This is a genomic window from Falsirhodobacter deserti, assembly GCF_004015795.1.
Classification (GTDB): Bacteria; Pseudomonadota; Alphaproteobacteria; order Rhodobacterales; family Rhodobacteraceae; genus Falsirhodobacter; species Falsirhodobacter deserti.
Genome location: NZ_ML137218.1, coordinates 2,138,043 through 2,159,481 on the forward strand (window position 1 = coordinate 2,138,043; position 21,439 = coordinate 2,159,481).

Here is a 21,439-nt window from a genome sequence, read left to right on the forward strand (position 1 = left end):
TCAGAATGACGTCAGTAAGGTTGATTTGCCCGCGATTTACAAGCCATCGCCGGCGTACCGAGCGGAATTAGACCGCCATTCCTCGCTTTCAACGTGTGTTCATCGCGGCCAGCATCGCCTCGATCCGCGGAACGTCCTCGGGGTTGTTAAGCTCCCAGAACTGGCGGCCACGGGCCTCCACCTGAACACACAGGATGCGGCGGCCGTTTTCAAGAAAGCGAAGCTGCTCCAGCCCTTCCAGCGTTTCCAGCGGGCCGATATCCCAACTGGGATATGCGGCCAGTGCGTCGGGCCGGTAGGCGTAAACCCCCACATGATGGAACACCGGCGTGGGTGCATCATCGGCAAAGGTCTGCCCGGTGTAGGGGATGACTTCCTTCGAGAAATATAGCGCCCGCCCGCCCGCACCGAACACGGCGGTGGTGCCGCCGACACGGCCGGCGCGGCGGTCCGCCAGCAGGCCGTTCAGCGCTTCTCCGTCGCACCGCAGAACGGGGGTGGCGATCTCGGCCTCCGGATCGGCGCGCAGGCCTGCGACCAGATCCTCGATGAACCAGGCAGGCGTCAGCGGCGCATCCCCCTGAAGGTTCACCACGATATCGTGGCCGGGAAGCTTTCGCGCCACCTCGGCGCATCGTTCGGTGCCGTTGCGGCAGTCCACAGAGGTCATCACGACCTCTGCCCCGAAGGCTTCGGCATGATCGCGAATGCGGTCGTCATCCGTGGCGACAACCACGCGGTCCACCCCCTGAACGGCCATCGCCGCTTCCCAGCTGCGGCGAATCAGGGTCTTGCCCTCGCCGTCGGGGCCGCGCAGCGCGACCAGCGGCTTGCCGGGATAGCGGGTGGAGGCATAGCGGGCGGGAATCGCGATCAGGACCGACATCACTTCAGCTCCACGCCCGGGGCGCAGGCGATGAAGAACGGGTTCTCCCAGCCCGGCTTGCCATAGGCCAGCGGCGTGTGGTCATCAAAACGCACCACGCGCCCACCGGCGCCCCGCAGAACCGCGTCGCCCGCGGCCGTATCCCATTCCATCGTGCGGCCAAGGCGCGGATAAAGGTCCGCCTCTCCCGTGGCGACAAGGCAGAATTTCAGGCTGGACCCGGCGCTGGTCATGTCGCGCACGGCGTATTTCCCGATATAGTCATCCGTAGCCTGATCGCGGTGGGATTTGGACGCCACCACCATCAGCGCGGAATTGTCGGGCGAGGACACCTTGAGAGGGACCAGATCGCCAACAACCTCCTTGTGCAGGACGCCCGTTTCTTCCACCGCGGTGCCATCGGCCTGCGTATAGAACAGCCGGCCTTTGGCGGGAGCATAAACGACGCCACGCACCGGTACGCCGTTTTCGACATAAGCGATGTTGACGGTAAAATCGCCGCGGCGCTGCACGAATTCCTTTGTGCCATCCAGCGGGTCGACGATCAGGAAGGTGCTGGCCGTCAGCGCATGGCTTTGGGCCTGTTCTTCGGTGATCAGGGGAATACCGGGGAAGATCGCGCGCAGACCTTCGGCGATCAGCGCATCGGCAGCCTCATCCGCGGCGGTGACGGGGCTGTCATCGGATTTGGCGCGCACGTCGAAATCAGGTGCCTCGTAGATTTCCATGATCCGGTCGCCCGCTTGCAGGGCAAGCCCGCGCAGCGTGGGAATGAGGGTGTCGAAGTCCATCGTCGTCTCCATCTCTGCCAGGACGCGTTGATCGCGGCGCCGATGCCCTTTATCATCATCGTGCCGGCCTTCGGCAAGCATTCCACCGCAAGGGGAGGAGCGAGCATGTTCCAGATCGAACTCAACCGCCGCTCTGCCTTCGCGGCGATCATGCGGACGGGGGAAGTCATTTTCCATGCCACGGTCCGCCACATCCGCAAGGGGCACGGCAATGCGATCATCGGCCTTTTGATGAACATGCTGTCCACCGTCATGCTCGTCACGGCCTATTACTTCATCATGAGCTTCGCGGGCCTGCGGGGGGCGGCGATCCGCGGCGACTTCGTCCTTTACGTGATGTCGGGGATCTTCCTGTTCCTGACGCATACCCGCACCATGGCCGACGTTGCCCGCGCCGAGGGGATGACGTCGCAGATGATGAAACACTCGCCGATGAACCCCGTTGTTGCGATCATGGCAGCGGCGCTGTCGGCGCTTTACGTGCAGCTTCTTTCGGCCGCGGTGGTTCTTTACATCTATCACGCGCTGGTCACGCCCATCACCATCGACAACTGGCGGGGCATGATGGGAATGTTTCTGCTGGCATGGGGCAGCGGCGTGGCTGTCGGGATGATCGCCTATGCCTTCATGCCATGGGCGCCGACGGTGGTGAACCTGATCGTCACCCTGTATCAGCGGGTGAACATGATCGCATCGGGCAAGATGTTTCTTGCCAACTCCCTTCCCGCCATCATGTTGTCCATGTTCGACTGGAACCCCCTGTTCCACATCATCGACCAGTGCCGCGGCTTCGTGTTTCTGAACTACAACCCCCACAACACCAACATGACCTATCCGGTGGCAGTGACCGTAATTGCAGCCGTAATCGGGCTGATGGGCATCTTTTATACCCGCAGCTATGTCTCGGCCAGCTGGGATGCCCGACGCTGACCTTGCACCGGCGCACAAGCTGCGCTATATAACGTTCAATAGCGGCGTATCGGGGTCCAAACCTGATGCTCCACCGGATGAACATGCGGGCCGCTTGGCCCGCTTTTTTGTTTCTGGAACCCTGATGACCGACCTCATTGCCAAGACCGCCATCGACCGGCGACTCGCCGAGATCGTGACCCCGACCATCGAAGGGCTGGGGTTCGAACTTGTCCGCATCCGCCTGATGGGCGGCCGGACACGTGTGCTTCAGATCATGGCCGACCGCCCAGAGGGCGGGATCGAGGTCGATGACTGCGGCCTCATCTCCACCGCCGTTTCGGCCGTGCTGGACGTGGAAGACCCGATCGAGGACAACTACGTCCTTGAAGTCTCCTCCCCCGGCATCGACCGGCCGCTGACGCGGCTGAAGGATTTCGACATGTGGGTGGATTACGAAGCCCGTGTCGAAACGACCGAACTGATCGACGGACGCCGCCGCTTCAAGGGCTTCCTGCGTGGTACCGAAGGCTCCGAAATCCTGATCGAGATCGAGGAGGGCGGCGAGATCGTCACCATCGGCCTTGAATTCGACTGGCTGTCGGACGCCAAGCTGATCCTGACCGACGACCTGATCGCCGAGATGCTGCGCCAGAAAAAAGCCAGCGGTGCCTTCAACGAGGCCGATTTCGACGAAGTCCAGACCACCGATTCCGACGACGGCGACGAGGATGACACCCTCGACGCCCCCGTAACCAAGCACTGACCTTCCGAAAGGCCTAGCGACATGGCGATCACCTCTGCCAACCAGCTTGAACTTCTGCAAACCGCCGAGGCGGTGGCGCGGGAAAAGATGATCGACCCGGATCTGGTGATCCAGGCGATGGAGGACAGCCTCGCACGTGCCGCGAAGTCGCGCTACGGCGCGGAACTGGACATCCGCGTGAAGATCGACCGCAAGACCGGTCGCGCCACCTTCGCCCGCGTGCGCACCGTCGTTGCCGATGAGGAGTTCGAGAATCACCACGCGCAGCTGACGGTGAAGCAGGCCAAATCCTACCTTGCCGATCCGCAGGTGGGCGACGAGGTGACGGACGAGGTTCCGCCCGTCGATCTGGGCCGCATCGCCGCGCAATCGGCCAAGCAGGTGATCCTGCAAAAGGTTCGCGAAGCCGAGCGTGACCGTCAGTATGACGAGTTCAAGGACCGCAAGGGCACGATCATCAACGGCCTCGTCAAGCGCGAGGAATACGGCAACCTCATCGTCGATATCGGCCGGGGCGAAGCCATCCTGCGCCGGAACGAGAAGATCGGCCGCGAATCCTATCGCCCGAACGACCGCATCCGCTGCTACATCAAGGATGTCCGGCGGGAGCCGCGTGGCCCGCAGGTCTTCCTGTCGCGCACCGATCCGCAGTTCATGGCCGAACTGTTCAAGATGGAAGTGCCGGAAATCTACGACAACATCATCGAGATCAAGGCAGTGGCCCGTGATCCGGGATCGCGCGCGAAGATCGCCGTCATCTCCTATGACAACTCCATCGATCCCGTGGGCGCTTGTGTCGGTATGCGCGGCAGCCGCGTTCAGGCTGTCGTGAACGAGCTTCAGGGCGAGAAGATCGACATCATCCCGTGGAACGAGGATCAGGCGACGTTCCTGGTGAACGCGCTGCAACCGGCCGAGGTATCGAAGGTCGTCATCGACGACGATGCCGGCAAGATCGAGGTTGTGGTTCCGGACGAACAGCTTTCGCTGGCTATCGGCCGCCGGGGGCAGAACGTGCGCCTTGCCAGCCAGCTGACGGCGCTTGATATCGACATCATGACGGAAAGCGACGAGAGCGCGCGCCGTCAGGCCGAGTTCAACGAGCGGACGAATCTCTTCATCGAGACCCTTGATATCGACGAGATGATGGCCCAACTCCTTGTCTCGGAAGGGTTCACGAACCTTGAAGAAGTCGCCTATGTCGAATCGGACGAACTTCTGTCCATCGATGGCTTTGACGCGGATACGGCTGCCGAACTGCAGGCCCGTGCCCGCGACCATCTTGAAGCTGCCAGTGCCAAGGCACTGGAAAATGCCCGCGCCCTTGGTGCCGAGGAAAGCCTGATCGAGTTTGAAGGCCTTACCCCGCAGATGGTCGAGGCGCTGGCCAAGGACGGCATCAAGACGCTGGAAGATTTCGCGACCTGCGCGGACTGGGAACTGGCCGGTGGCTGGACCAACCAGGATGGCAAGCGAGTGAAGGATGACGGCGTGCTGGAGCCCTTCGACATCAGCCTTGAAGAGGCGCAGACGATGGTGATGACGGCCCGCGTCATGCTTGGCTGGGTCGATCCGACCGAGCTGGAGACCTCGGAAGAGGTCGAAGAGGAAGACGAAGAGGCGTAAATGACGCGCGGCGGCCGGGACGACAATCGGGACGACCCCGAACGGAAATGCATCGTGACGGGCACAAGCGGCTCGAAGGCGGGGCTTATCCGTTTCGGTCTTGGCCCTGACGCGCAGGTGGTGCCCGACGTGCTCGGGCGCCTGCCGGGGCGCGGCTTCTATGTCTCGGCCGACCGCAAGGCGATCGAGAAGGCGGCGGCAAAGGGTTTGTTCGCCCGCGCCGCCCGTCAGCCCGTCAAGGTGCCCGAAGGTCTGGCCGATCTGGTCGAGGCACAGGTGGCGCGGCGGGTCGTTGACCTGATCAGCCTGGCCCGCAAGGCGGGCGATGCCGTGACGGGATACGAGAAGGTGAAGGACTGGCTGGTGAAGGACAAGGCGCAAATCCTTGTTCAGGCCAGCGACGGCTCGGAGCGCGGCAAGTCGAAGCTGCACCCCCCGGGCGGACCAAAGACGTTCATAGGGTGTCTGACCTCTCAGGAATTGGGTTTGGCATTCGGACGTGAACATGCGATACACGGCGCGCTTGCTGCTGGTGGACTCACGACACGTGTTGTAGAGGAAGCGGCAAGACTCGCCGGACTTCGCGCTTATATCGGCGGAAGGCCCGCCGGAAGGGATACGAAAGACGCATGAGCGATACAGACGGTAAGAAACCCCTCGGCATGGGTGGCGCCCCGCGTTCGGGGTCCGTGAAGCAAAGCTTCAGCCATGGCCGGACGAAAAGCGTTCTGGTGGAAACGAAACGCAAGCGCGTTGTCGTACCGAAGCCGTCCGCTTCGGGGTCGGCCGCTGGCGGAAGCCCGCGTCTGGGCGACCCATCCAAGCGTCCGGCAGGCATTTCCGACGCCGAGATGGAACGGCGCCTGAACGCGCTGAAGGCCGCCAAGGCCCGGGAAGCCGAGGATGCGGTGCGCCGCGCCGAGGAAGAGCGCCAGCGCGAGGAAGAGCGTCAGCGCCGCCGCGATGAGCTGGAAGCCAAGGAACGCGAAGAGCGTGAACGTCAGGCCGCCCTCCAGGCGAAAGCCGCCGAGGAAGAGCGCCTGAAAGCGCTTGCCGAAGCGGATGCCCGCCGTGCCGAGGCCGCAAAGCGTGCCGAGGCCGATGCCCCTGCCCCGCGCCAGGCCGCACAGCCCGGCCCCGCACCTTCGCGTCCCGGCACGCCCACGCCCCGCAAGTCGGACCGTGAGCGCGAGGACCGTGACCGGGTTGGCAAAGGCCGCGAAGACAATCGCCGCGCCGGCAAGCTGACGCTGAACGACGCGCTTTCGGGTGAAGGCGGGCGCACGCGCTCCCTCGCCGCGATGAAGCGCAAGCAGGAAAAAGCCCGCCAGAAGATGATGGGCAACCAGCGGATCGAGAAGCAGAGCCGCGAGGTCCAGCTGCCCGAAACGATCGTGGTGTCCGAACTGGCCAACCGTATGGCCGAACGCGCTGCGGATGTTGTCAAATCGCTCATGAAAATGGGCATGATGGTCACGCTGAACCAGACGCTTGATGCCGACACTGCCGAACTGGTGATCGAGGAATTCGGCCACCGCGCCGTTCGCGTGTCGGATGCCGACGTGGAACAGGTGATCCAGCAAGTTGAAGACAAGGCCGAGGATTTGAAGCCCCGCGCGCCGGTCATCACGATCATGGGCCACGTGGACCACGGCAAGACCTCGCTTCTGGATGCGATCCGCAAGGCGAACGTCGTTTCCGGCGAAGCTGGTGGCATCACGCAGCATATCGGCGCCTATCAGGTGCAGACCGAAGGCGGCACCGTGCTGACCTTCCTCGATACGCCCGGCCACGCGGCCTTCACCTCCATGCGGGCCCGTGGCGCGCAGGTGACGGATATCGTGGTTCTGGTCGTTGCTGCCGATGACGCGGTCATGCCGCAGACGGTGGAAGCCATCAACCACGCCAAGGCAGCCAACGTCCCGATGATCGTCGCGATCAACAAGATCGACAAGCCGGGCGCAAACCCGACCAAGGTCCGGACCGATCTGCTGCAGCACGAAGTGGTCGTCGAGGCCATGTCTGGCGAAGTGCAGGACGTTGAGGTTTCGGCCAAAACGGGTGCCGGTCTTGATAACCTGCTGGAAGCCATCGCGCTGCAGGCCGAGATCCTTGAACTGAAGGCCAACTCCGATCGCTCCGCCTCGGGCGCGGTGATCGAGGCGCAGCTGGATGTGGGTCGTGGCCCCGTTGCGACGGTTCTGGTGCAGAACGGCACGCTGAAGCGCGGTGATATCTTTGTTGTGGGTGAGCAGTGGGGCAAGGTCCGCGCGCTGATCAACGACAAGGGTGAACGCGTTAACGAAGCCGGTCCTTCGGTTCCGGTCGAGGTTCTGGGCCTGAACGGCACCCCACAAGCCGGTGACGTGCTGAACGTGGTCGAGACCGAGGCGCAAGCGCGTGAGATCGCATCGTACCGCGAACACGCTGCCAAGGACAAACGCGCTGCTGCAGGTGCCGCCACGACGCTGGAACAGCTGATGGCGAAAGCCAAGGCCGACAAGGACGTGGCCGAGCTGCCCGTGCTGGTCAAGGCCGATGTTCAGGGCTCTGCCGAAGCGATCGTGCAGGCGCTGGAGAAGATCGGCAACGATGAGGTGCGCGTGCGCGTGCTGCATTCCGGGGTTGGTGCGATCACCGATTCGGATGTGGGTCTGGCTGAAGCTTCGAACGCGCCGGTCATCGGCTTCAACGTTCGGGCGAACGCCTCGGCACGCAGTTCGGCCAACCAGAAGGGTGTGGAGATCCGTTACTACTCCATCATCTACGATCTGGTGGACGACATCAAAGCTGCGGCTTCCGGCCTTCTCAAGAACGAGATCCGCGAGCACTTCATCGGCTATGCCACCATCAAGGAAACCTTCAAGGTTACCGGCGTGGGCATGGTTGCGGGTTGCCTTGTTACCGAGGGTGTTGCCCGCCGTTCGGCCGGGGTTCGCCTTCTGCGAGACAACGTGGTGATCCACGAGGGCACGCTGAAGACGCTGAAGCGCTTCAAGGACGAGGTGAAGGAAGTCATCTCCGGCCAGGAATGCGGTATGGCGTTCGAGCGTTACGAAGATATCCGTCCTGGCGACGTGATCGAGATCTTCGAGCGTGAAGAAGTCGTACGGAAACTCGATTGATAAAGAAGCCGGGCCGAAAGGTCCGGCTTTTGCTTTCAGGCAATAAAAAAAGCCGGGCAATTGCCCGGCTTTTTATCGTTTATTCGATCCGCTCAGGCAGCGACCGAAGCTGCGACCACCGGACGCCCGACAAAGGTCTTGTCGCCGACGCTGACAATGATCTTCCCGTCCGCAGCATTGCCCACGAACGTTCCCTGAACCGAAATGCAAGTTCCAATAGTGATGGTACGCAGCATGGCAAATCCCTCAAGCTTGGCCCCAAGGGAGAAAGTTATACATAAAACTGTTAATAGTTCATCTACAATTTCTGCGAATGCCCGCTGTGTCGCCCGATCGTGAATTGGACGTTACGTCAGTTTACGAAGCAGGGGCAGCAGGGGAATATCGGCCGGTGGCATGGGAAAACCGTCCATGTCGCAAGGTTTTACCCATTCCAGCGCCTGCCCTTCCCGCCCTTTCGGAACGCCTTCCCACGCGTGGCATGAAAAAACCGGCATCAGAAGATGAAAACTTTCATAGGCATGGCTGGCAAAGGTCAAAGGCTGAAGTTCGCCGCAGGCCACGCTGATCCCAAGCTCCTCGGCCAGTTCGCGAACCAGCGCCTCTTCCGGCGTTTCGCCGGCCTCTACCTTGCCGCCGGGGAACTCCCAAAGTCCGGCAAGGGACTTTCCTTCCGGCCGTTGGGCCAGAAGGATACGGCCCTGATCGTCGATCAGGGCCACGGCCGATACCAGAACCAGCTTCACGAGCGGTAGTCGGCGTTGATGTCGATGTAACGGTGCGTCAGATCGCAGGTCCACACGGTACGTGCGGCGCGGCCCATTCCCAGATCAACCGAAAGGACAAGCTCTTCGCCCTTCATGTAGGCGGCAGCGTCCTCCTCAGAGTAGGACCGGCTGCGCCAGCCTTTTTCGGCCAGGACCATGTCGCCAAGGCTGATCTTCAGCTTGTCGCGATCTGCCGCAGCGCCGGATTTGCCCACCGCCATGACGATACGCCCCCAGTTGGGATCTTCGCCCGCGATCGCCGTCTTCACCAGCGGAGAGTTCGCGATGGCCATGGCCACGCGGTTGGCATCCTCGGGGCTGGCGGCGCGGGTGACGCGAATCTCGACGAACTTGGTCGCGCCTTCGCCATCCTTTACGACCTGCTGTGCCAGATCCAGCATGACGCCGCGCAGCGCGTCCTCGAAGGCTTTGGCAACGGGGCCGGTCTTCACCTCGGCAGCCGTGCTTTGACCTGTAGCGGCCAGCAGCAGCGAATCGGAGGTAGACGTATCGCTGTCCACGGTAATCGCGTTGAACGTGTCGTCCATCTGGCGCGACAGCATCGTCTGCAGCCGCTTCGGCGCAATCTTGGCGTCAGTGAAGATATAGACCAGCATCGTCGCCATGTCAGGCGCGATCATGCCCGAACCCTTGGCGATGCCACAGATGCGGATCTCGCCGCCCTCGCCCTGCACGATGGCCGATGCACCTTTGGGGAAGGTATCGGTCGTCATGATGGCGCGGGCGGCCATCTCGATCCCTTTCGGATCCAGATCGTCCCGCAGCTCGGCCACCTTTGCAACGATGCGATCATGCGGCAGCGGCTCGCCGATCACGCCGGTGGAGGAGGAGAAGACCCGGCTTGCCGGAACCTCAAGCGCCGCGGCCACCGCGCCCGTCACCTCGGCCACGGACACCATGCCCGCCTTGCCGGTAAACGCGTTGGAGTTGCCGGAGTTCACGATGATCGCAGCCCCCGCCCCGCGCGGAACGGGTGCGGCCAGCTTTTCCTGACAATCCAGCACGCTTGCCGAACGGGTGGAGGAGCGCGTGAATGCCCCCGCCACCGATGTGCCGGGCGCAAGCCGGATCAGCGTGACATCCGTGCGGCCGGCATAGCGTATGCCAGCCTCGGCGGCAGAAAACTCCACCCCCGCGATGTCGGGCAGCTTGGGAAAGCCGCCCTTGGGTGCCAATGGCGAGACCGCCTTCACCTTGGCGGGGGCGATATCGCCCCCGCCCAATTTCGCTTCGGCCTTTTTTAACTTCTTCTTCAGCGCCTTGGCCTCGGCCTTCCAGTCGGTCTTCGCCATCCCTGCAGACTCCTTAATTGTCGATCAGGGCATCGTTGTGAATCACTGCCGGGTCAAGGTCTTCTCCCGGGCGGCTGATCTCGGCGTCCTGCGTGATGCTGGTCAGATGCTCGGCCACGGCCTGTTGCTGAAGCTGCTGCGCCAGCTGGTCGCGCACATCCGCCAGCGCCGGCTTTTCGGCCTCGCGCGTTTCGTTCAGCTTGATGACGTGCCAGCCAAACTGCGTCTGCACGGGATCGGACACATCGCCCGCTTCCATGCCTTCAACAGCTTCCTGGAATGGCTGCACCATCATGCCTTCGCCGAACCAGCCCAGCTCGCCCCCGTTCTGCGCGGCACCGTCCGAGGATTTTTCCTGCGCGAGTTCCGCGAAGTCGGCACCATCCTCCAGCTGCTGCTTGATCTCCTTGGCTTCTTCCTCGGTCTGCACAAGGATGTGCGAGGCGTTGAATTCCGTCTGCGGCTCGGCCTCGCCGAACTGCGCGTCATAGGCGGTCTGAAGCGCCTCGTCGGTGACGGCGCCTTCCGCGACATCTTCCAGCGCCTTGGCCGCCAGATAGGACTGACGCTCGATCTTCATCGCGATCTCGTCCTTCTGCGTCACCTTGTCGGCCACGGAATCGGCCAGCGCCTGTTGCTGAACCAGCTGTTCCATAACGCCGGTGAAAAGCTGATCGTCGGGCAGCTGCTGGTATTGCGCCGGCAGGCGCTGGCGCAGGACCAGCATCTCGCCCAGCGTGATGTCGGTGCCGTTCACCGTTGCGATCACCGTGTCCACGTTGACGTCCGCGGCCGTCGTGGCGGCCTCCGGATTCGGCTGCTGCGTGTCTTGCGCAAAGGTGGGCGCGGCAAGAACCGCGGCAAGTGCCGTTGCGCAAAGCAGGGATTTTGTCAGCATCGTCTTCTCCGGTTTGGGCCGCGCGGGGTGCGCGACGTTGACTAAGGCCTGACCACCCCTTACATCGCAAAACGCACGAGAGCGGGGTCTCCGGGCCTTTCCGTTGTTGTATCAGCGCGGAAACGGCGGGCAAGGCCGCAGCCTCACACGATCTTGTCACGGGGCCCGTACAGGGCCAATCGGAGAAAACATGCTCGGTCTCGGAACTCTCTCCCGGAAGGTCTTTGGCAGCCCCAACGATCGCATCATCAAATCGGTCCGTCCGCTGGTGGCGAAGATCAACGCGCTGGAGCCGGAGTTCAAAGCTCTCAGCGATCAGGGCCTGAAGGATAAGACGGCCGAGTTGCAGCGCCGCGCACAGGCCGGCGAAAGCCTGGACGACCTTCTGCCCGAAGCCTTCGCCAACTGCCGCGAAGGGGCCCGCCGCGCCATCGGCCTGCGCGCCTATGACGTTCAGCTGATGGGCGGGATCTTCCTGCATCGCGGCAACATCGCCGAAATGAAGACGGGTGAGGGCAAGACGCTGGTGTCCACCTTCCCCGCATATCTGAACGCGCTGACGGGCAAGGGCGTGCATGTCGTGACCGTCAACGACTATCTGGCCAAGCGGGACGCCGGCTGGATGAGCAAGGTGCACGGCCAGCTGGGCCTGACGGTCGGCGTCGTATACCCCTTCCAGCCCGAGGACGAGAAGCGTCAGGCCTATCGCTGCGACATCACCTATGCCACCAACAACGAACTGGGCTTCGACTATCTTCGTGACAACATGAAGAACTCGATCGAGGAAATGGCGCAGCGCGGACACAACTATGCCATCGTCGACGAGGTGGACTCGATCCTCATCGACGAAGCGCGGACCCCGCTGATCATTTCCGGCCCCACGCAGGATCGTTCGGACCTGTATGTGGCGGCGGACAAGGTGATTCCCGCCGTCACCGAAGAACATTTCAAGCTGGACGAGAAAACCCGTAACGTGACCTTCACCGAAGAAGGGAACGAATTCATCGAGCAGGAACTGCACCGCGTCGGCCTGCTGCCCGAGGGCCAGTCGCTTTACGATCCCGAGAGCACCACGCTGGTGCACCACATCACGCAGGCCCTGCGGGCGCACAAGCTTTACCAGAAGGACCAGCATTACATCGTCCGCGATGGCGAGGTGATGCTGATCGACGAATTCACCGGCCGCATGATGAAGGGCCGCCGCCTGTCCGAAGGCCTGCACCAGGCGATCGAGGCGAAGGAAGGGGTGAAGATCCAGCCCGAGAACGTGACCCTCGCATCGGTGACGTTCCAGAACTATTTCCGGCTCTACGACAAGCTGTCGGGGATGACCGGCACCGCCGCCACCGAGGCGGAGGAGTTCATGGAGATCTACAAGCTGGGCGTGGTGGAGGTTCCCACCAACCGCGGCGTGAACCGGACCGATGAACACGATCAGGTTTTTCGCACCGCAGCCGAGAAATATCGCGGCGTCGTCGCCTCCATCAAGGAGGCGCATGAAAAGGGCCAGCCGATCCTTGTCGGCACCACCTCCATCGAGAAGTCCGAGATGCTGTCGCAGATGCTGACGGCAGAAGGCATCACCCATAACGTTCTGAACGCCCGCCAGCACGAGCAGGAGGCGCAGATCGTCGCCGATGCCGGCAAACTGGGCGCAGTGACCATCGCCACCAACATGGCCGGCCGCGGCACCGACATCCAGCTGGGCGGCAGCGTAGACATGAAGGTGATGGACGCCCTGGCTGCCAATCCCGATGCTGATCCGGACGAGCTGCGCGCGCAGGTGGAGGCGAGCCATGCCGATGAAAAGGCCAAGGTGCTGGAAGCGGGCGGTCTTTTCGTTCTGGCCACCGAGCGTCACGAATCCCGCCGGATCGACAACCAGCTTCGCGGCCGGTCGGGCCGTCAGGGCGATCCGGGCCGCTCCGCCTTCTTCCTCAGCCTTGAAGACGATCTGATGCGCATCTTCGGGTCCGAACGTCTGGACAAGGTGCTGTCGACGCTTGGCATGAAGGAAGGCGAGGCGATTGTTCACCCGTGGGTGAACAAGTCGCTGGAAAAGGCGCAGGCCAAGGTCGAAGGCCGCAACTTCGACATGCGCAAGAACCTTCTGAAATTCGACGACGTGATGAACGACCAGCGCAAGGCGATCTTCAGCCAGCGCATGGAGATCATGGCCGCCGAGGACCTGTCCGAGATCGCGCAGGACATGCGCCATCAGGTGATCGAGGATCTGGTCGACGAATACATGCCGCCGAAATCCTATCCCGACAGCTGGGAAGTGGAGGGGCTGCATGAAGCGATCCGCGAGGCGCTGGCCCTTGATCTGCCCATCGCCGAATGGGCATCCGAGGAAGGCGTAGACCAGAACGACATCCGCGACCGCCTTTTCGCCGCCTCGGACGAGATGATGGCCGAAAAACTGGCGCAGTTTGGGCCGGAACAGATGAAGCTGAGCGAAAAGCAGGTGCTGTTGCAGGCGATCGACGCCCGCTGGCGCGAACACCTGCTGCGGCTTGAACATCTGCGTTCGGTCGTGGGCTTCCGCGGCTATGCGCAGCGCGATCCGCTGTCGGAATACAAGACCGAAGGCTTCACGCTGTTTGAAACCATGCTCGGCTCTCTTCGCAAGGATGTCACGCAGCGCCTTGCCCAGATCCGCCCCCTGACGGACGAGGAGCGTCAGGCCATGCTGGCGCAGATGATGCAGGAACGCGGCATCACCATCCAGAAGCCGCAGGAAGCCCCTCAGGAGGCAGCAGCGCAGCCCAACGTTCCGCAGGAACAGGGCCCGTCTGACGATATCGATCCCTCGGTCTGGGCCAATGTGGGGCGGAACGACCCCTGCCCCTGCGGCTCGGGCGACAAGTTCAAGCATTGCCACGGCAAGCTGGTCTGATCCGGAAAGGCGCCCCAGCGGGCGCCTTTTTCACAAGTAGCCGGAGGCGCGGAAGGACAGCTCCCGCTCTTTTCCGATGATCAGGTGGTCGTGCAGCGTGACGTCCAGCACCTGCCCCGCATCCTGTATCTGCACCGTCATGGAGATGTCGGACTGCGACGGCGTCGGATCCCCCGAAGGATGGTTATGCACAAGGATGATGGCCGAGGCGTTCAGTTCCAGCGCCCGCTTCATCACCTCGCGCGGATAAACCGGCACATGATCCACGGTGCCCTTTGCCTGCTCTTCATCCGCGATCAGGACGTTCTTGCGATCAAGATAAAGCACGCGGAACTGCTCAGTCTCGCGGTGGGCCATGGCGGTATGGCAATAATCCAGCAGCGCATCCCATGAGGCCAGGATCGGCCGGTGCATCACCCGGGCCCGCATCATGCGCTGCGCCGCCGCCTCCAGGATCTTCAGATCCTGCACCACCGCCTCCCCCACGCCCTTCACCATCGTCAGGCGCGCGGGCGGCGCGGTGATGACGCGGTTCAGATCGCCGAAGGTTTCCAGCAGCAGGCGGGCCAGCGGCTTCACGTCCTGACGGGGAATGGACCGGAACAGGACAAGCTCCAACAGCTCGTAATCGGGCATCGCACCTGCGCCGCCCTCCATGAAGCGGGCACGCAGGCGCTTGCGCTGGTCCGCGATATACGAAGGCAAGCGGCCCGCGACAGGTTGCGGGGTCGCCTCATCCTCGTCGAACAGGCCGGAGGCTTCTCGGAATGTACTCATGCCACGACACTGGGCCAGCATGGTTTCCAAAAAGTTAAGGGCGCCCGGAGGCGCCCCTTCTTCAGCTTTTCATCCCGTCCCAGAAACCCTTCACCTTCGAGAAGAAGCTTTGGCCTTCAGGGTTGTTGTCGACTGACAGGGTATCAAACTCGCGCAGGATTTCCTTCTGGCGGGCCGTCAGGTTGACTGGCGTTTCAACCGCCAGTTCAATCATCATGTCGCCCTGACCGGCCCCGCGCAGCGATGGCATCCCTTTGCCGCGCAAACGCATCTGCTTGCCCGTCTGGCTGCCTGCCGGAACCTTCACACGGGACATGCCCCCGTCGATGGTCGGCACCTCCACCTCGCCGCCCAGTGCGGCCGTCGCGACGGAGACCGGAACCCGGCAATACAGGTTCACACCGTCGCGCTGGAAGATCGTATGCTCCCGCACCTCGATGAAGATGTACAGATCGCCCGACGGCCCACCGCGAAGGCCGGCCTCCCCTTCGCCCGCAAGACGGATACGGGTGCCGGTTTCCACCCCCTTGGGGATGTTGACGGAAAGCGAGCGGTCCTTTTCAACCCGGCCAACCCCGTGACAGACCTTGCACGGGTTCTTGATGATCTGACCAAGGCCGTTGCAGGTCGGGCAGGTCCGTTCCACCGTGAAGAAGCCCTGCTGGGCACGCACCTTGCCCATCCCCGCACAGGTCGGGCAGGTGACAGGCTCTGCCCCCCCCTCGGCGCCGGTGCCGTGGCAGGCATCGCATCCGGTGGAGGAAGGAACGTTGATCGTTTTCTGCACGCCGGCAAAGGCTTCTTCCAGCGTGATCCGCAGGTTATAGCGCAGGTCGGACCCGCGCTGCACGCGGCTGCGTGCCTGCCCGCCGCGGCCCATGAAATCGCCGAACAGATCCTCGAACACGTCCGAGAATGCGGAGTTGAAGTCGGCTTGCTGGCCATAGCCGCCGCGCGCACCGCCGCCGCCGCCCATCCCGCCTTCGAAGGCGGCATGGCCGAACCGGTCATAGGCGGCCTTCTTCTCGGCATCCTTCAGGACGTCGTAGGCCTCGTTCACCTCTTTGAATTCGGCCTCAGCCGTCGGGTTGTCGGAGTTGCGGTCGGGGTGCAGCTCCTTGGCCTTCTTGCGGTAAGCCTTCTTCAGCTCGTCCGCGGATGCGGTCCGGCCAACGCCAAGCACATCGTAATAATCACGTTTTGCCATTCGGGGTCCTCTATGAGGCGAGGCGGCCCGTTACCGGACCGCCCCTCCCTTACATCCAATCCCGAGGGATCATTTGCGCTTTTCGTCGCCAAGATCTTCGAAGTCGGCGTCGACGATGCCATCGTCATCCGCCGCGCGCGGGGCTTCCTCGGCACCTTCCTCGGCCTGCTGCTGGGCCTTGTAGATGGCCTCGCCCAGACGCATGGAAGCTTCGGTCACGTTCTGGATCGCGCCCTTAATCTTGCCTGCGTCATCGCCGGCAAGGACTTCTTCCAGCGCGCCAAGCGCAAGCTCGATCGCTTCCACAGTGGACGGGTCCACCTTGTCGCCATGATCCGCGATGGATTTCTTGGTGGAGTGGACAAGGCTTTCACCCTGGTTCTTCACCTCGACCAGTTCGCGGCGGCCCTTGTCGGCCTCGGCATTGGCTTCGGCGTCCTTGACCATCTTTTCGATCTCCTCATCCGACAAACCGCCGGACGCCTGGATCGTGATGTTCTGCGACTTGCCGGTGCCCTTGTCCTTGGCAGACACGGAAACGATGCCGTTGGCGTCGATGTCGAACGTCACCTCGATCTGCGGCATGCCGCGCGGGGCCGGCGGAATATCCTCGAGGTTGAACTGGCCGAGCATCTTGTTGTCGGCAGCCATCTCACGCTCGCCCTGGAAGACGCGGATCGTCACGGCATTCTGGTTGTCTTCGGCCGTGGAGAAGACTTGCGACTTCTTCGTCGGGATCGTGGTGTTCCGGTCGATCAGGCGGGTGAAGACACCGCCCAGCGTTTCGATGCCAAGCGACAGCGGCGTCACGTCCAGCAGGACAACGTCCTTCACGTCGCCTTGCAGAACACCGGCCTGGATGGCGGCCCCGAGGGCCACGACCTCATCGGGGTTCACACCCTTGTGGGGCTCTTTCCCGAAGAACTTCGTCACCTCCTCGATGACCTTGGGCATGCGGGGCATCCCGCCGACCAGAACCACCTCGTCGATGTCGGACACGGACAGGCCGGCATCCTTCAGCGCAGCCTGACACGGCTTGATGGAGTTCTTGATCAGGTCCGAGACAAGGCTTTCCAGCTTCGCACGGGTCAGTTTCATGACCATGTGCAGCGGCGTGCCGGTGTTGCGGTCCATCGAGATGAACGGCTGGTTGATCTCGGTCTGCTGGCTGGACGACAGCTCGATCTTGGCCTTTTCCGCAGCTTCCTTCAGACGCTGCAGCGCCATCTTGTCGGAGGTCAGATCGACGCCATGCTCTTTCTTGAACTCCTCGGCGAGGTAGTTCACGATCCGCATATCGAAGTCTTCACCGCCAAGGAACGTGTCCCCGTTGGTGGATTTCACCTCGAACAGGCCATCGTCGATTTCAAGGATGGTGATGTCGAAGGTGCCGCCGCCAAGGTCATAGACGGCGATGGTCTTGGTGTCTTTCTTGTCCAGGCCATAGGCAAGCGCAGCTGCCGTCGGCTCGTTGATGATGCGCAGCACTTCAAGGCCGGCGATCTTGCCCGCGTCCTTGGTGGCCTGACGCTGGGCGTCGTTGAAATACGCCGGAACCGTGATGACTGCCTGCGTAACGGATTCGCCCAGATACGATTCAGCCGTTTCCTTCATCTTCTGCAGGATGAAGGCGGAAATCTGCGAGGGCGAGTATTTCTCGTCGCGCACTTCGACCCAGGCATCGCCGTTGCCGCCATCCACGATGGAATAGGGAACCAGCTTCTTGTCCTTGGTCACTTCGGCATCCGTCGTGCGGCGGCCGATCAGGCGCTTCACGGCGAAAACGGTGTTTTGCGGGTTGGTCACCGCCTGACGTTTCGCGGGCTGGCCGACAAGGCGCTCGCTATCCGTGAAACCGACGATGGAGGGCGTCGTGCGCGCCCCTTCTGCGTTCTCGATCACGCGGGGTTGCGCGCCGTCCATGATGGCGACGCAGCTGTTGGTCGTCCCGAGGTCGATCCCGATGACTTTGGCCATATTCATGCACCTCTGCTTTGCGGCGATATGTTGGGTCCAGGCCCGTTCAGGCCCCTGGCCCCGATCCCAGATGCGGCCGACCGGGGCGGCCGCCCCACCCGGCTACGCCAGCGTATATAAGGAGGGGGTTCTGGCGCTGCAAGCGTCACGCCCCCGTGATTTCAGGCGATTTTTGCACGAAGTCCGTTCATCGCGCCCACAAGCGCCTGACTGATCCCCGGTTCGGACAAGGCATGGCCCGCCAAGGGAATCATGGAGATTTCGGCAAGCTCCCACCCTTCGGCCAGCCGGAAGGCGGAACGGGGCGGGCAGATCATGTCCAGCCGCCCCTGCACGATCCGTGCGGGCAGATGTTCGATCATCCGGCGGTTGCGCATGATCCAGTCATCGCCATCCATGAAACAGCGATGGGTAAAATAATGATTCTCCAGCCGGGCAAAGGTGCGCGCATAATCCGATGGCGCTTCCCCCGGAATGCCATCGTAATGAACCGAGGCCAACGCGTTTTCCCAGTTCGCCCAGATCCGGCCAAGGCGCGCCTCCTCCAGCCGGTCGCCGGAAAACAGGCGTCGGTGATAGGCGGCGATCAGATCGGCCCGCTCCGCCTCGGGGATGGGGGCGATGAAGCGTGCCCATATCTCGGGGAAGAACCGCGCGGCGCCTCCGCCATAGAACCATTCAAGCTCTGCCTCGGTGCCAAGGAAGACACCCCGCAGAACCAGCGCCGAAACCCGTTCGGGATGTGTGATGGCAAAAATCAGCGCCAGCGTTGCCCCCCAACTGCCGCCGAACAGGATGAAACGCCCGATGCCAAGCCTTTCGCGGATGCGTTCCATGTCCGCAACCAGATGCCATGTGGTGTTCGCCTCCACGCTGGCGGCAGGGCGGGACCGTCCGCAGCCGCGCTGATCGAACATCACGACGCGGTAATGCGCCGGATCGAAGAACCGCCGCATGGTGGGCGAACAGCCGCCCCCCGGGCCGCCATGCACCACAAGCACGGGAACACCGGAAGGATTGCCGGATTGTTCGACGTAAAGCTGGTGGCCATCGCCCACATCCAGCATTTGCCGGTCGAAGGGTTCGACCGGCGGATAAAGGGTGTCGCCTGCGCGCTTTTTGCCTGACCTGTGATCCATCCCACGCCTATATAGGGGGAAGGACCGCGCTGTCGCGCAAAAAGCAGGAGCCTTCATGACGACCACCATCGATCCCGCCGAAGTTGCGAAATTCGAAGCGATGGCCGCCGAATGGTGGGATGTGAACGGCAAGTTCAAGCCGCTGCACCAGATGAACCCCTGCCGGCTGGATTACATCACCGGCCAGATCGCGATGGAGTTCGACCGGGACCTGACCGCCCCCCGCCCGTTCGAGGGGCTGCGCATCCTTGATATCGGCTGCGGCGGCGGCCTGCTGTCCGAGCCGATGGCCCGCCTTGGTGCAACCGTGGTCGGCGCGGATGCCGCGGAACGCAACATCCCCGTGGCGCAGGTCCATGCCGAGAAATCGGGCCTGACCATCGATTACCGCCACACCACCGCCGAGGCGCTGGCTGCATCCGGCGAACAGTTCGACGTCGTGCTGAACATGGAGGTGGTGGAGCATGTTTCGGACCCTGCCGCGTATTTGCGCGCTTGCCACGATCTTCTGAAACCGGGTGGGCTGATGGTCTGCTCCACCCTGAACCGCAACGCCAAAAGCTTTGCCATGGCGATCGTGGGCGCGGAATGGGTGATGCGCTGGCTGCCCAAGGGCACGCATGACTGGAAGAAGTTCATCACCCCGGACGAGCTTTACGGCCTGCTGCGCGGCGCGGGGCTGGACCCGGTCGACCGCAAGGGGATGGTCTTCAACCCTGTCTCGTGGTCGTGGAGCCTTTCGGCGCGGGACCTGACCGTGAACTACGTCACCGCCAGCATCCGGCGCTGACCCTTCAGAACCCGCGGATCGCGGCCTGCCCTGCGCGATAACGGGCATGGCCTTCGTCGAAGGCCTGTTCCAGCGCCGTGACGGGCATGAATTCCCGTGCGACAGGCGGAAGGGTCAGCACGTCCGGCCCCGCCCCCGTGGCCGCCATCAGCGCCAGCCGCGCGGCCCCGAACGCACCGCCGAAATCGCCCGCAGCCGGCAGGCTGACCGGCACGCCCAGCGCTGTCGCGATCATCGTCAGCCAATATTCGGAGCGTGATCCGCCTCCAACCGCCAGCAGCGTTTCCAGCCGCGTGCCGGTTGCGGCCAGTGCATCACGGCAGTCGCGCAGGGCGAAGGTCACCCCCTCCAGCACAGCGCGGGTGCCGGCAGCGCGGTCGGTTCCATGCTCCAGCCCCAGAAACGCACCACGGATGGCGGCATCGTTCAGCGGCGTTCGCTCTCCGCCCAGGTATGGCAGGAACAGCGCCCGTCCGGGGGCCTGAAGGTCCCCAAGTTCTGCCACCAGGGCGGCTGCGCCCTGCCCCGCCATGCCCGCATACCAGTTCAGCGCATCGGTTGCCGAAAGGATCACGCCCATCTGGTGCCATGCATCCGGCAGCGCGTGGCAGAAGGTATGCACCGCCGTTGCCGCATCGGGCGAATATCCTTCGGTTGCCGCGAACAGCACCCCCGACGTGCCAAGCGAGACGAAAGCCTGCCCGGGACGCACCACGCCAACCCCCACGGCCGAGGCCGCATTGTCGCCGCCGCCACCCGCCACGACCACGCCGCCCGGAAGGCCGAACCGCGAGGCAAGCTCCCCCCGCAGCTGGCCCGAGGGTTCGGAGCCTTCAACCAGACGGGGCATATGCTCGCGGCCAAGATCGGTGGCCCCCAGCAGCGACTCCGACCAATCCCGTGCGCCGGTGTCCAACCAGGCCGTTCCCGCCGAATCCGACATGTCGCCCACATGTTCGCCCGTCAGCCAAAGCCGCAGATAGTCCTTGGGAAGAAGCACCTTGGCCACCTGCGCGCGCAGATCGGGTTCGTGCTTCGCCATCCAGACCAGCTTGGGCGCCGTGAAACCGGCAAAAACGATGTTGCCGCTGATGGCGCGGAAGCGCGGATCGGCATCCAGCGCCGCCGCCTCGGCATGGGCGCGGGTGTCGTTCCACAGGATCGCGGGGCGCAACACGCGGTTGGCGGCATCAAGAACCACCGCACCATGCTGCTGTCCCGACAGCCCGATGCCACGTACCGCCGACAAATCCTGCACCGCAAGGCCGGCCAGCACGGTCTCGGCCGCGGCGATCCATGCGGCGGGGTCCTGTTCGGACCAGCCCGGATGCGGGCGCTGCACCGTCAGCGGGGCCACCGCTTCGGCAACGACGCGCTGGTTGTCGTCGATCAGCACACCTTTCAGGCCCGATGTGCCCAGATCCAGACCGATATACATGGTAAAAATCCCCTCCCCGCGTTCTGCGACACCCTTATCACGATTAGCGTCGAACTTGCCAATCCCGCCGCTGCGGCGTTGTGGGCAAGGCCGCTTGCTGCAATAGTTCGGGGGCATCACAAGAAGAACGG

Annotated in this window: 18 protein-coding genes; 7 read left to right on the forward strand and 11 right to left on the reverse strand. The window is 63.1% G+C overall.

The features are described 5' to 3' along the window. Nucleotides 1–88 precede the first annotated feature (88 nt). Nucleotides 89–886: a 3-deoxy-manno-octulosonate cytidylyltransferase gene (gene kdsB, locus JX25_RS10835; RefSeq protein ID WP_128254991.1), complete on the reverse strand. Its 798-nt coding sequence runs from the start codon at nt 884–886 to the stop codon at nt 89–91. After that, nucleotides 886–1,677: a 3'(2'),5'-bisphosphate nucleotidase CysQ gene (gene cysQ, locus JX25_RS10840; protein WP_128254992.1), complete on the reverse strand. Its 792-nt coding sequence runs from the start codon at nt 1,675–1,677 to the stop codon at nt 886–888. Before cysQ ends, kdsB begins: the two co-directional genes overlap by 1 nt. A 105-nt stretch (nt 1,678–1,782) precedes the next feature. On the opposite strand from cysQ, the gene JX25_RS10845 reads away from it, so the two are divergent. From JX25_RS10845 to infB, 5 genes are all read left to right on the forward strand, one after another. Next, nucleotides 1,783–2,607, forward strand: coding sequence for an ABC transporter permease (locus JX25_RS10845; protein ID WP_128254993.1), 825 nt, complete (start codon nt 1,783–1,785; stop codon nt 2,605–2,607). Nucleotides 2,608–2,731: 124 nt separating this feature from the next. Next, nucleotides 2,732–3,352: a ribosome maturation factor RimP gene (gene rimP / locus JX25_RS10850; protein WP_128254994.1), complete on the forward strand. Its 621-nt coding sequence runs from the start codon at nt 2,732–2,734 to the stop codon at nt 3,350–3,352. Between the two features lie 21 nt (nt 3,353–3,373). Further along, a complete protein-coding gene (gene nusA, locus JX25_RS10855; RefSeq protein WP_128254995.1) occupies nt 3,374–4,978 on the forward strand; it encodes a transcription termination factor NusA in 1,605 nt (534 codons plus the stop codon). Further along, nucleotides 4,979–5,611: an RNA-binding protein gene (locus tag JX25_RS10860; protein WP_128254996.1), complete on the forward strand. Its 633-nt coding sequence runs from the start codon at nt 4,979–4,981 to the stop codon at nt 5,609–5,611. Then, nucleotides 5,608–8,103 carry a translation initiation factor IF-2 gene (gene infB, locus JX25_RS10865; protein WP_128254997.1) on the forward strand — a complete coding sequence of 832 codons (2,496 nt, stop codon included), beginning with the start codon at nt 5,608–5,610 and terminating at the stop codon, nt 8,101–8,103. Before JX25_RS10860 ends, infB begins: the two co-directional genes overlap by 4 nt. Before the next feature lie 92 nt (nt 8,104–8,195). Here the strand turns inward: infB and JX25_RS14870 are convergent, their stop codons facing one another. From JX25_RS14870 to JX25_RS10880, 4 genes are all read right to left on the reverse strand, one after another. Beyond that, the gene (locus JX25_RS14870) at nt 8,196–8,339 is read right to left on the reverse strand and encodes a hypothetical protein (protein WP_164876112.1); all 144 of its coding nucleotides are present in this window, start codon (nt 8,337–8,339) and stop codon (nt 8,196–8,198) included. 111 nt (nt 8,340–8,450) lie between these two features. Beyond that, the gene (gene mutT, locus JX25_RS10870; protein WP_128254998.1) at nt 8,451–8,849 is read right to left on the reverse strand and encodes an 8-oxo-dGTP diphosphatase MutT; all 399 of its coding nucleotides are present in this window, start codon (nt 8,847–8,849) and stop codon (nt 8,451–8,453) included. Next, nucleotides 8,846–10,183, reverse strand: a complete 1,338-nt coding sequence (argJ, locus tag JX25_RS10875; RefSeq protein ID WP_128254999.1) for a bifunctional glutamate N-acetyltransferase/amino-acid acetyltransferase ArgJ — start codon at nt 10,181–10,183, stop codon at nt 8,846–8,848. The genes mutT and argJ overlap by 4 nt, the downstream gene beginning before the upstream one ends. Before the next feature lie 13 nt (nt 10,184–10,196). Continuing rightward, a complete protein-coding gene (locus JX25_RS10880) occupies nt 10,197–11,081 on the reverse strand; it encodes a peptidylprolyl isomerase (RefSeq protein WP_128255000.1) in 885 nt (294 codons plus the stop codon). 190 nt (nt 11,082–11,271) lie between these two features. Here JX25_RS10880 and secA point away from each other — a divergent pair, with 190 nt between their 5' ends. Continuing rightward, a complete protein-coding gene (gene secA, locus JX25_RS10885) occupies nt 11,272–13,980 on the forward strand; it encodes a preprotein translocase subunit SecA (RefSeq protein WP_128255001.1) in 2,709 nt (902 codons plus the stop codon). Nucleotides 13,981–14,010: 30 nt separating this feature from the next. Here secA and radC read toward each other — a convergent pair whose 3' ends face one another. From radC to pip, 4 genes are all read right to left on the reverse strand, one after another. Beyond that, entirely contained in the window at nt 14,011–14,757 is a 747-nt protein-coding gene (gene radC / locus JX25_RS10890; RefSeq protein WP_128255002.1) for a RadC family protein, read from the reverse strand. Nucleotides 14,758–14,818: 61 nt separating this feature from the next. Then, entirely contained in the window at nt 14,819–15,964 is a 1,146-nt protein-coding gene (gene dnaJ / locus JX25_RS10895; RefSeq protein ID WP_128255003.1) for a molecular chaperone DnaJ, read from the reverse strand. Between the two features lie 69 nt (nt 15,965–16,033). Continuing rightward, the gene (gene dnaK, locus JX25_RS10900; protein WP_128255259.1) at nt 16,034–17,941 is read right to left on the reverse strand and encodes a molecular chaperone DnaK; all 1,908 of its coding nucleotides are present in this window, start codon (nt 17,939–17,941) and stop codon (nt 16,034–16,036) included. 161 nt (nt 17,942–18,102) lie between these two features. Beyond that, the gene (gene pip, locus JX25_RS10905; protein WP_128255004.1) at nt 18,103–19,080 is read right to left on the reverse strand and encodes a prolyl aminopeptidase; all 978 of its coding nucleotides are present in this window, start codon (nt 19,078–19,080) and stop codon (nt 18,103–18,105) included. Between the two features lie 55 nt (nt 19,081–19,135). Here pip and ubiG point away from each other — a divergent pair, with 55 nt between their 5' ends. After that, a complete protein-coding gene (ubiG, locus tag JX25_RS10910; protein ID WP_128255005.1) occupies nt 19,136–19,870 on the forward strand; it encodes a bifunctional 2-polyprenyl-6-hydroxyphenol methylase/3-demethylubiquinol 3-O-methyltransferase UbiG in 735 nt (244 codons plus the stop codon). A gap of 4 nt (nt 19,871–19,874) precedes the next feature. Here ubiG and xylB read toward each other — a convergent pair whose 3' ends face one another. Next, on the reverse strand, nt 19,875–21,308 hold the full coding sequence (gene xylB / locus JX25_RS10915; protein WP_128255006.1) for a xylulokinase: 1,434 nt from the start codon (nt 21,306–21,308) through the stop codon (nt 19,875–19,877). Nucleotides 21,309–21,439 lie beyond the last annotated feature (131 nt).

Excerpts from the sequence above, each read along its gene's own strand:
- kdsB (WP_128254991.1), bottom strand. The coding sequence starts at position 886 with ATGTCGGTCCTGATCGCGATTCCCGCCCGCTATGCCTCCACCCGCTAT.
- cysQ (WP_128254992.1), bottom strand. The coding sequence starts at position 1,677 with ATGGACTTCGACACCCTCATTCCCACGCTGCGCGGGCTTGCCCTGCAA.
- JX25_RS10845 (WP_128254993.1), top strand. The coding sequence starts at position 1,783 with ATGTTCCAGATCGAACTCAACCGCCGCTCTGCCTTCGCGGCGATCATG.
- rimP (WP_128254994.1), top strand. The coding sequence starts at position 2,732 with ATGACCGACCTCATTGCCAAGACCGCCATCGACCGGCGACTCGCCGAG.
- nusA (WP_128254995.1), top strand. The coding sequence starts at position 3,374 with ATGGCGATCACCTCTGCCAACCAGCTTGAACTTCTGCAAACCGCCGAG.
- JX25_RS10860 (WP_128254996.1), top strand. The coding sequence starts at position 4,979 with ATGACGCGCGGCGGCCGGGACGACAATCGGGACGACCCCGAACGGAAA.
- infB (WP_128254997.1), top strand. The coding sequence starts at position 5,608 with ATGAGCGATACAGACGGTAAGAAACCCCTCGGCATGGGTGGCGCCCCG.
- JX25_RS14870 (WP_164876112.1), bottom strand. The coding sequence starts at position 8,339 with ATGCTGCGTACCATCACTATTGGAACTTGCATTTCGGTTCAGGGAACG.
- argJ (WP_128254999.1), bottom strand. The coding sequence starts at position 10,183 with ATGGCGAAGACCGACTGGAAGGCCGAGGCCAAGGCGCTGAAGAAGAAG.
- JX25_RS10880 (WP_128255000.1), bottom strand. The coding sequence starts at position 11,081 with ATGCTGACAAAATCCCTGCTTTGCGCAACGGCACTTGCCGCGGTTCTT.
- secA (WP_128255001.1), top strand. The coding sequence starts at position 11,272 with ATGCTCGGTCTCGGAACTCTCTCCCGGAAGGTCTTTGGCAGCCCCAAC.
- radC (WP_128255002.1), bottom strand. The coding sequence starts at position 14,757 with ATGAGTACATTCCGAGAAGCCTCCGGCCTGTTCGACGAGGATGAGGCG.
- dnaJ (WP_128255003.1), bottom strand. The coding sequence starts at position 15,964 with ATGGCAAAACGTGATTATTACGATGTGCTTGGCGTTGGCCGGACCGCA.
- dnaK (WP_128255259.1), bottom strand. The coding sequence starts at position 17,941 with ATGGCCAAAGTCATCGGGATCGACCTCGGGACGACCAACAGCTGCGTC.
- pip (WP_128255004.1), bottom strand. The coding sequence starts at position 19,080 with ATGGATCACAGGTCAGGCAAAAAGCGCGCAGGCGACACCCTTTATCCG.
- ubiG (WP_128255005.1), top strand. The coding sequence starts at position 19,136 with ATGACGACCACCATCGATCCCGCCGAAGTTGCGAAATTCGAAGCGATG.
- xylB (WP_128255006.1), bottom strand. The coding sequence starts at position 21,308 with ATGTATATCGGTCTGGATCTGGGCACATCGGGCCTGAAAGGTGTGCTG.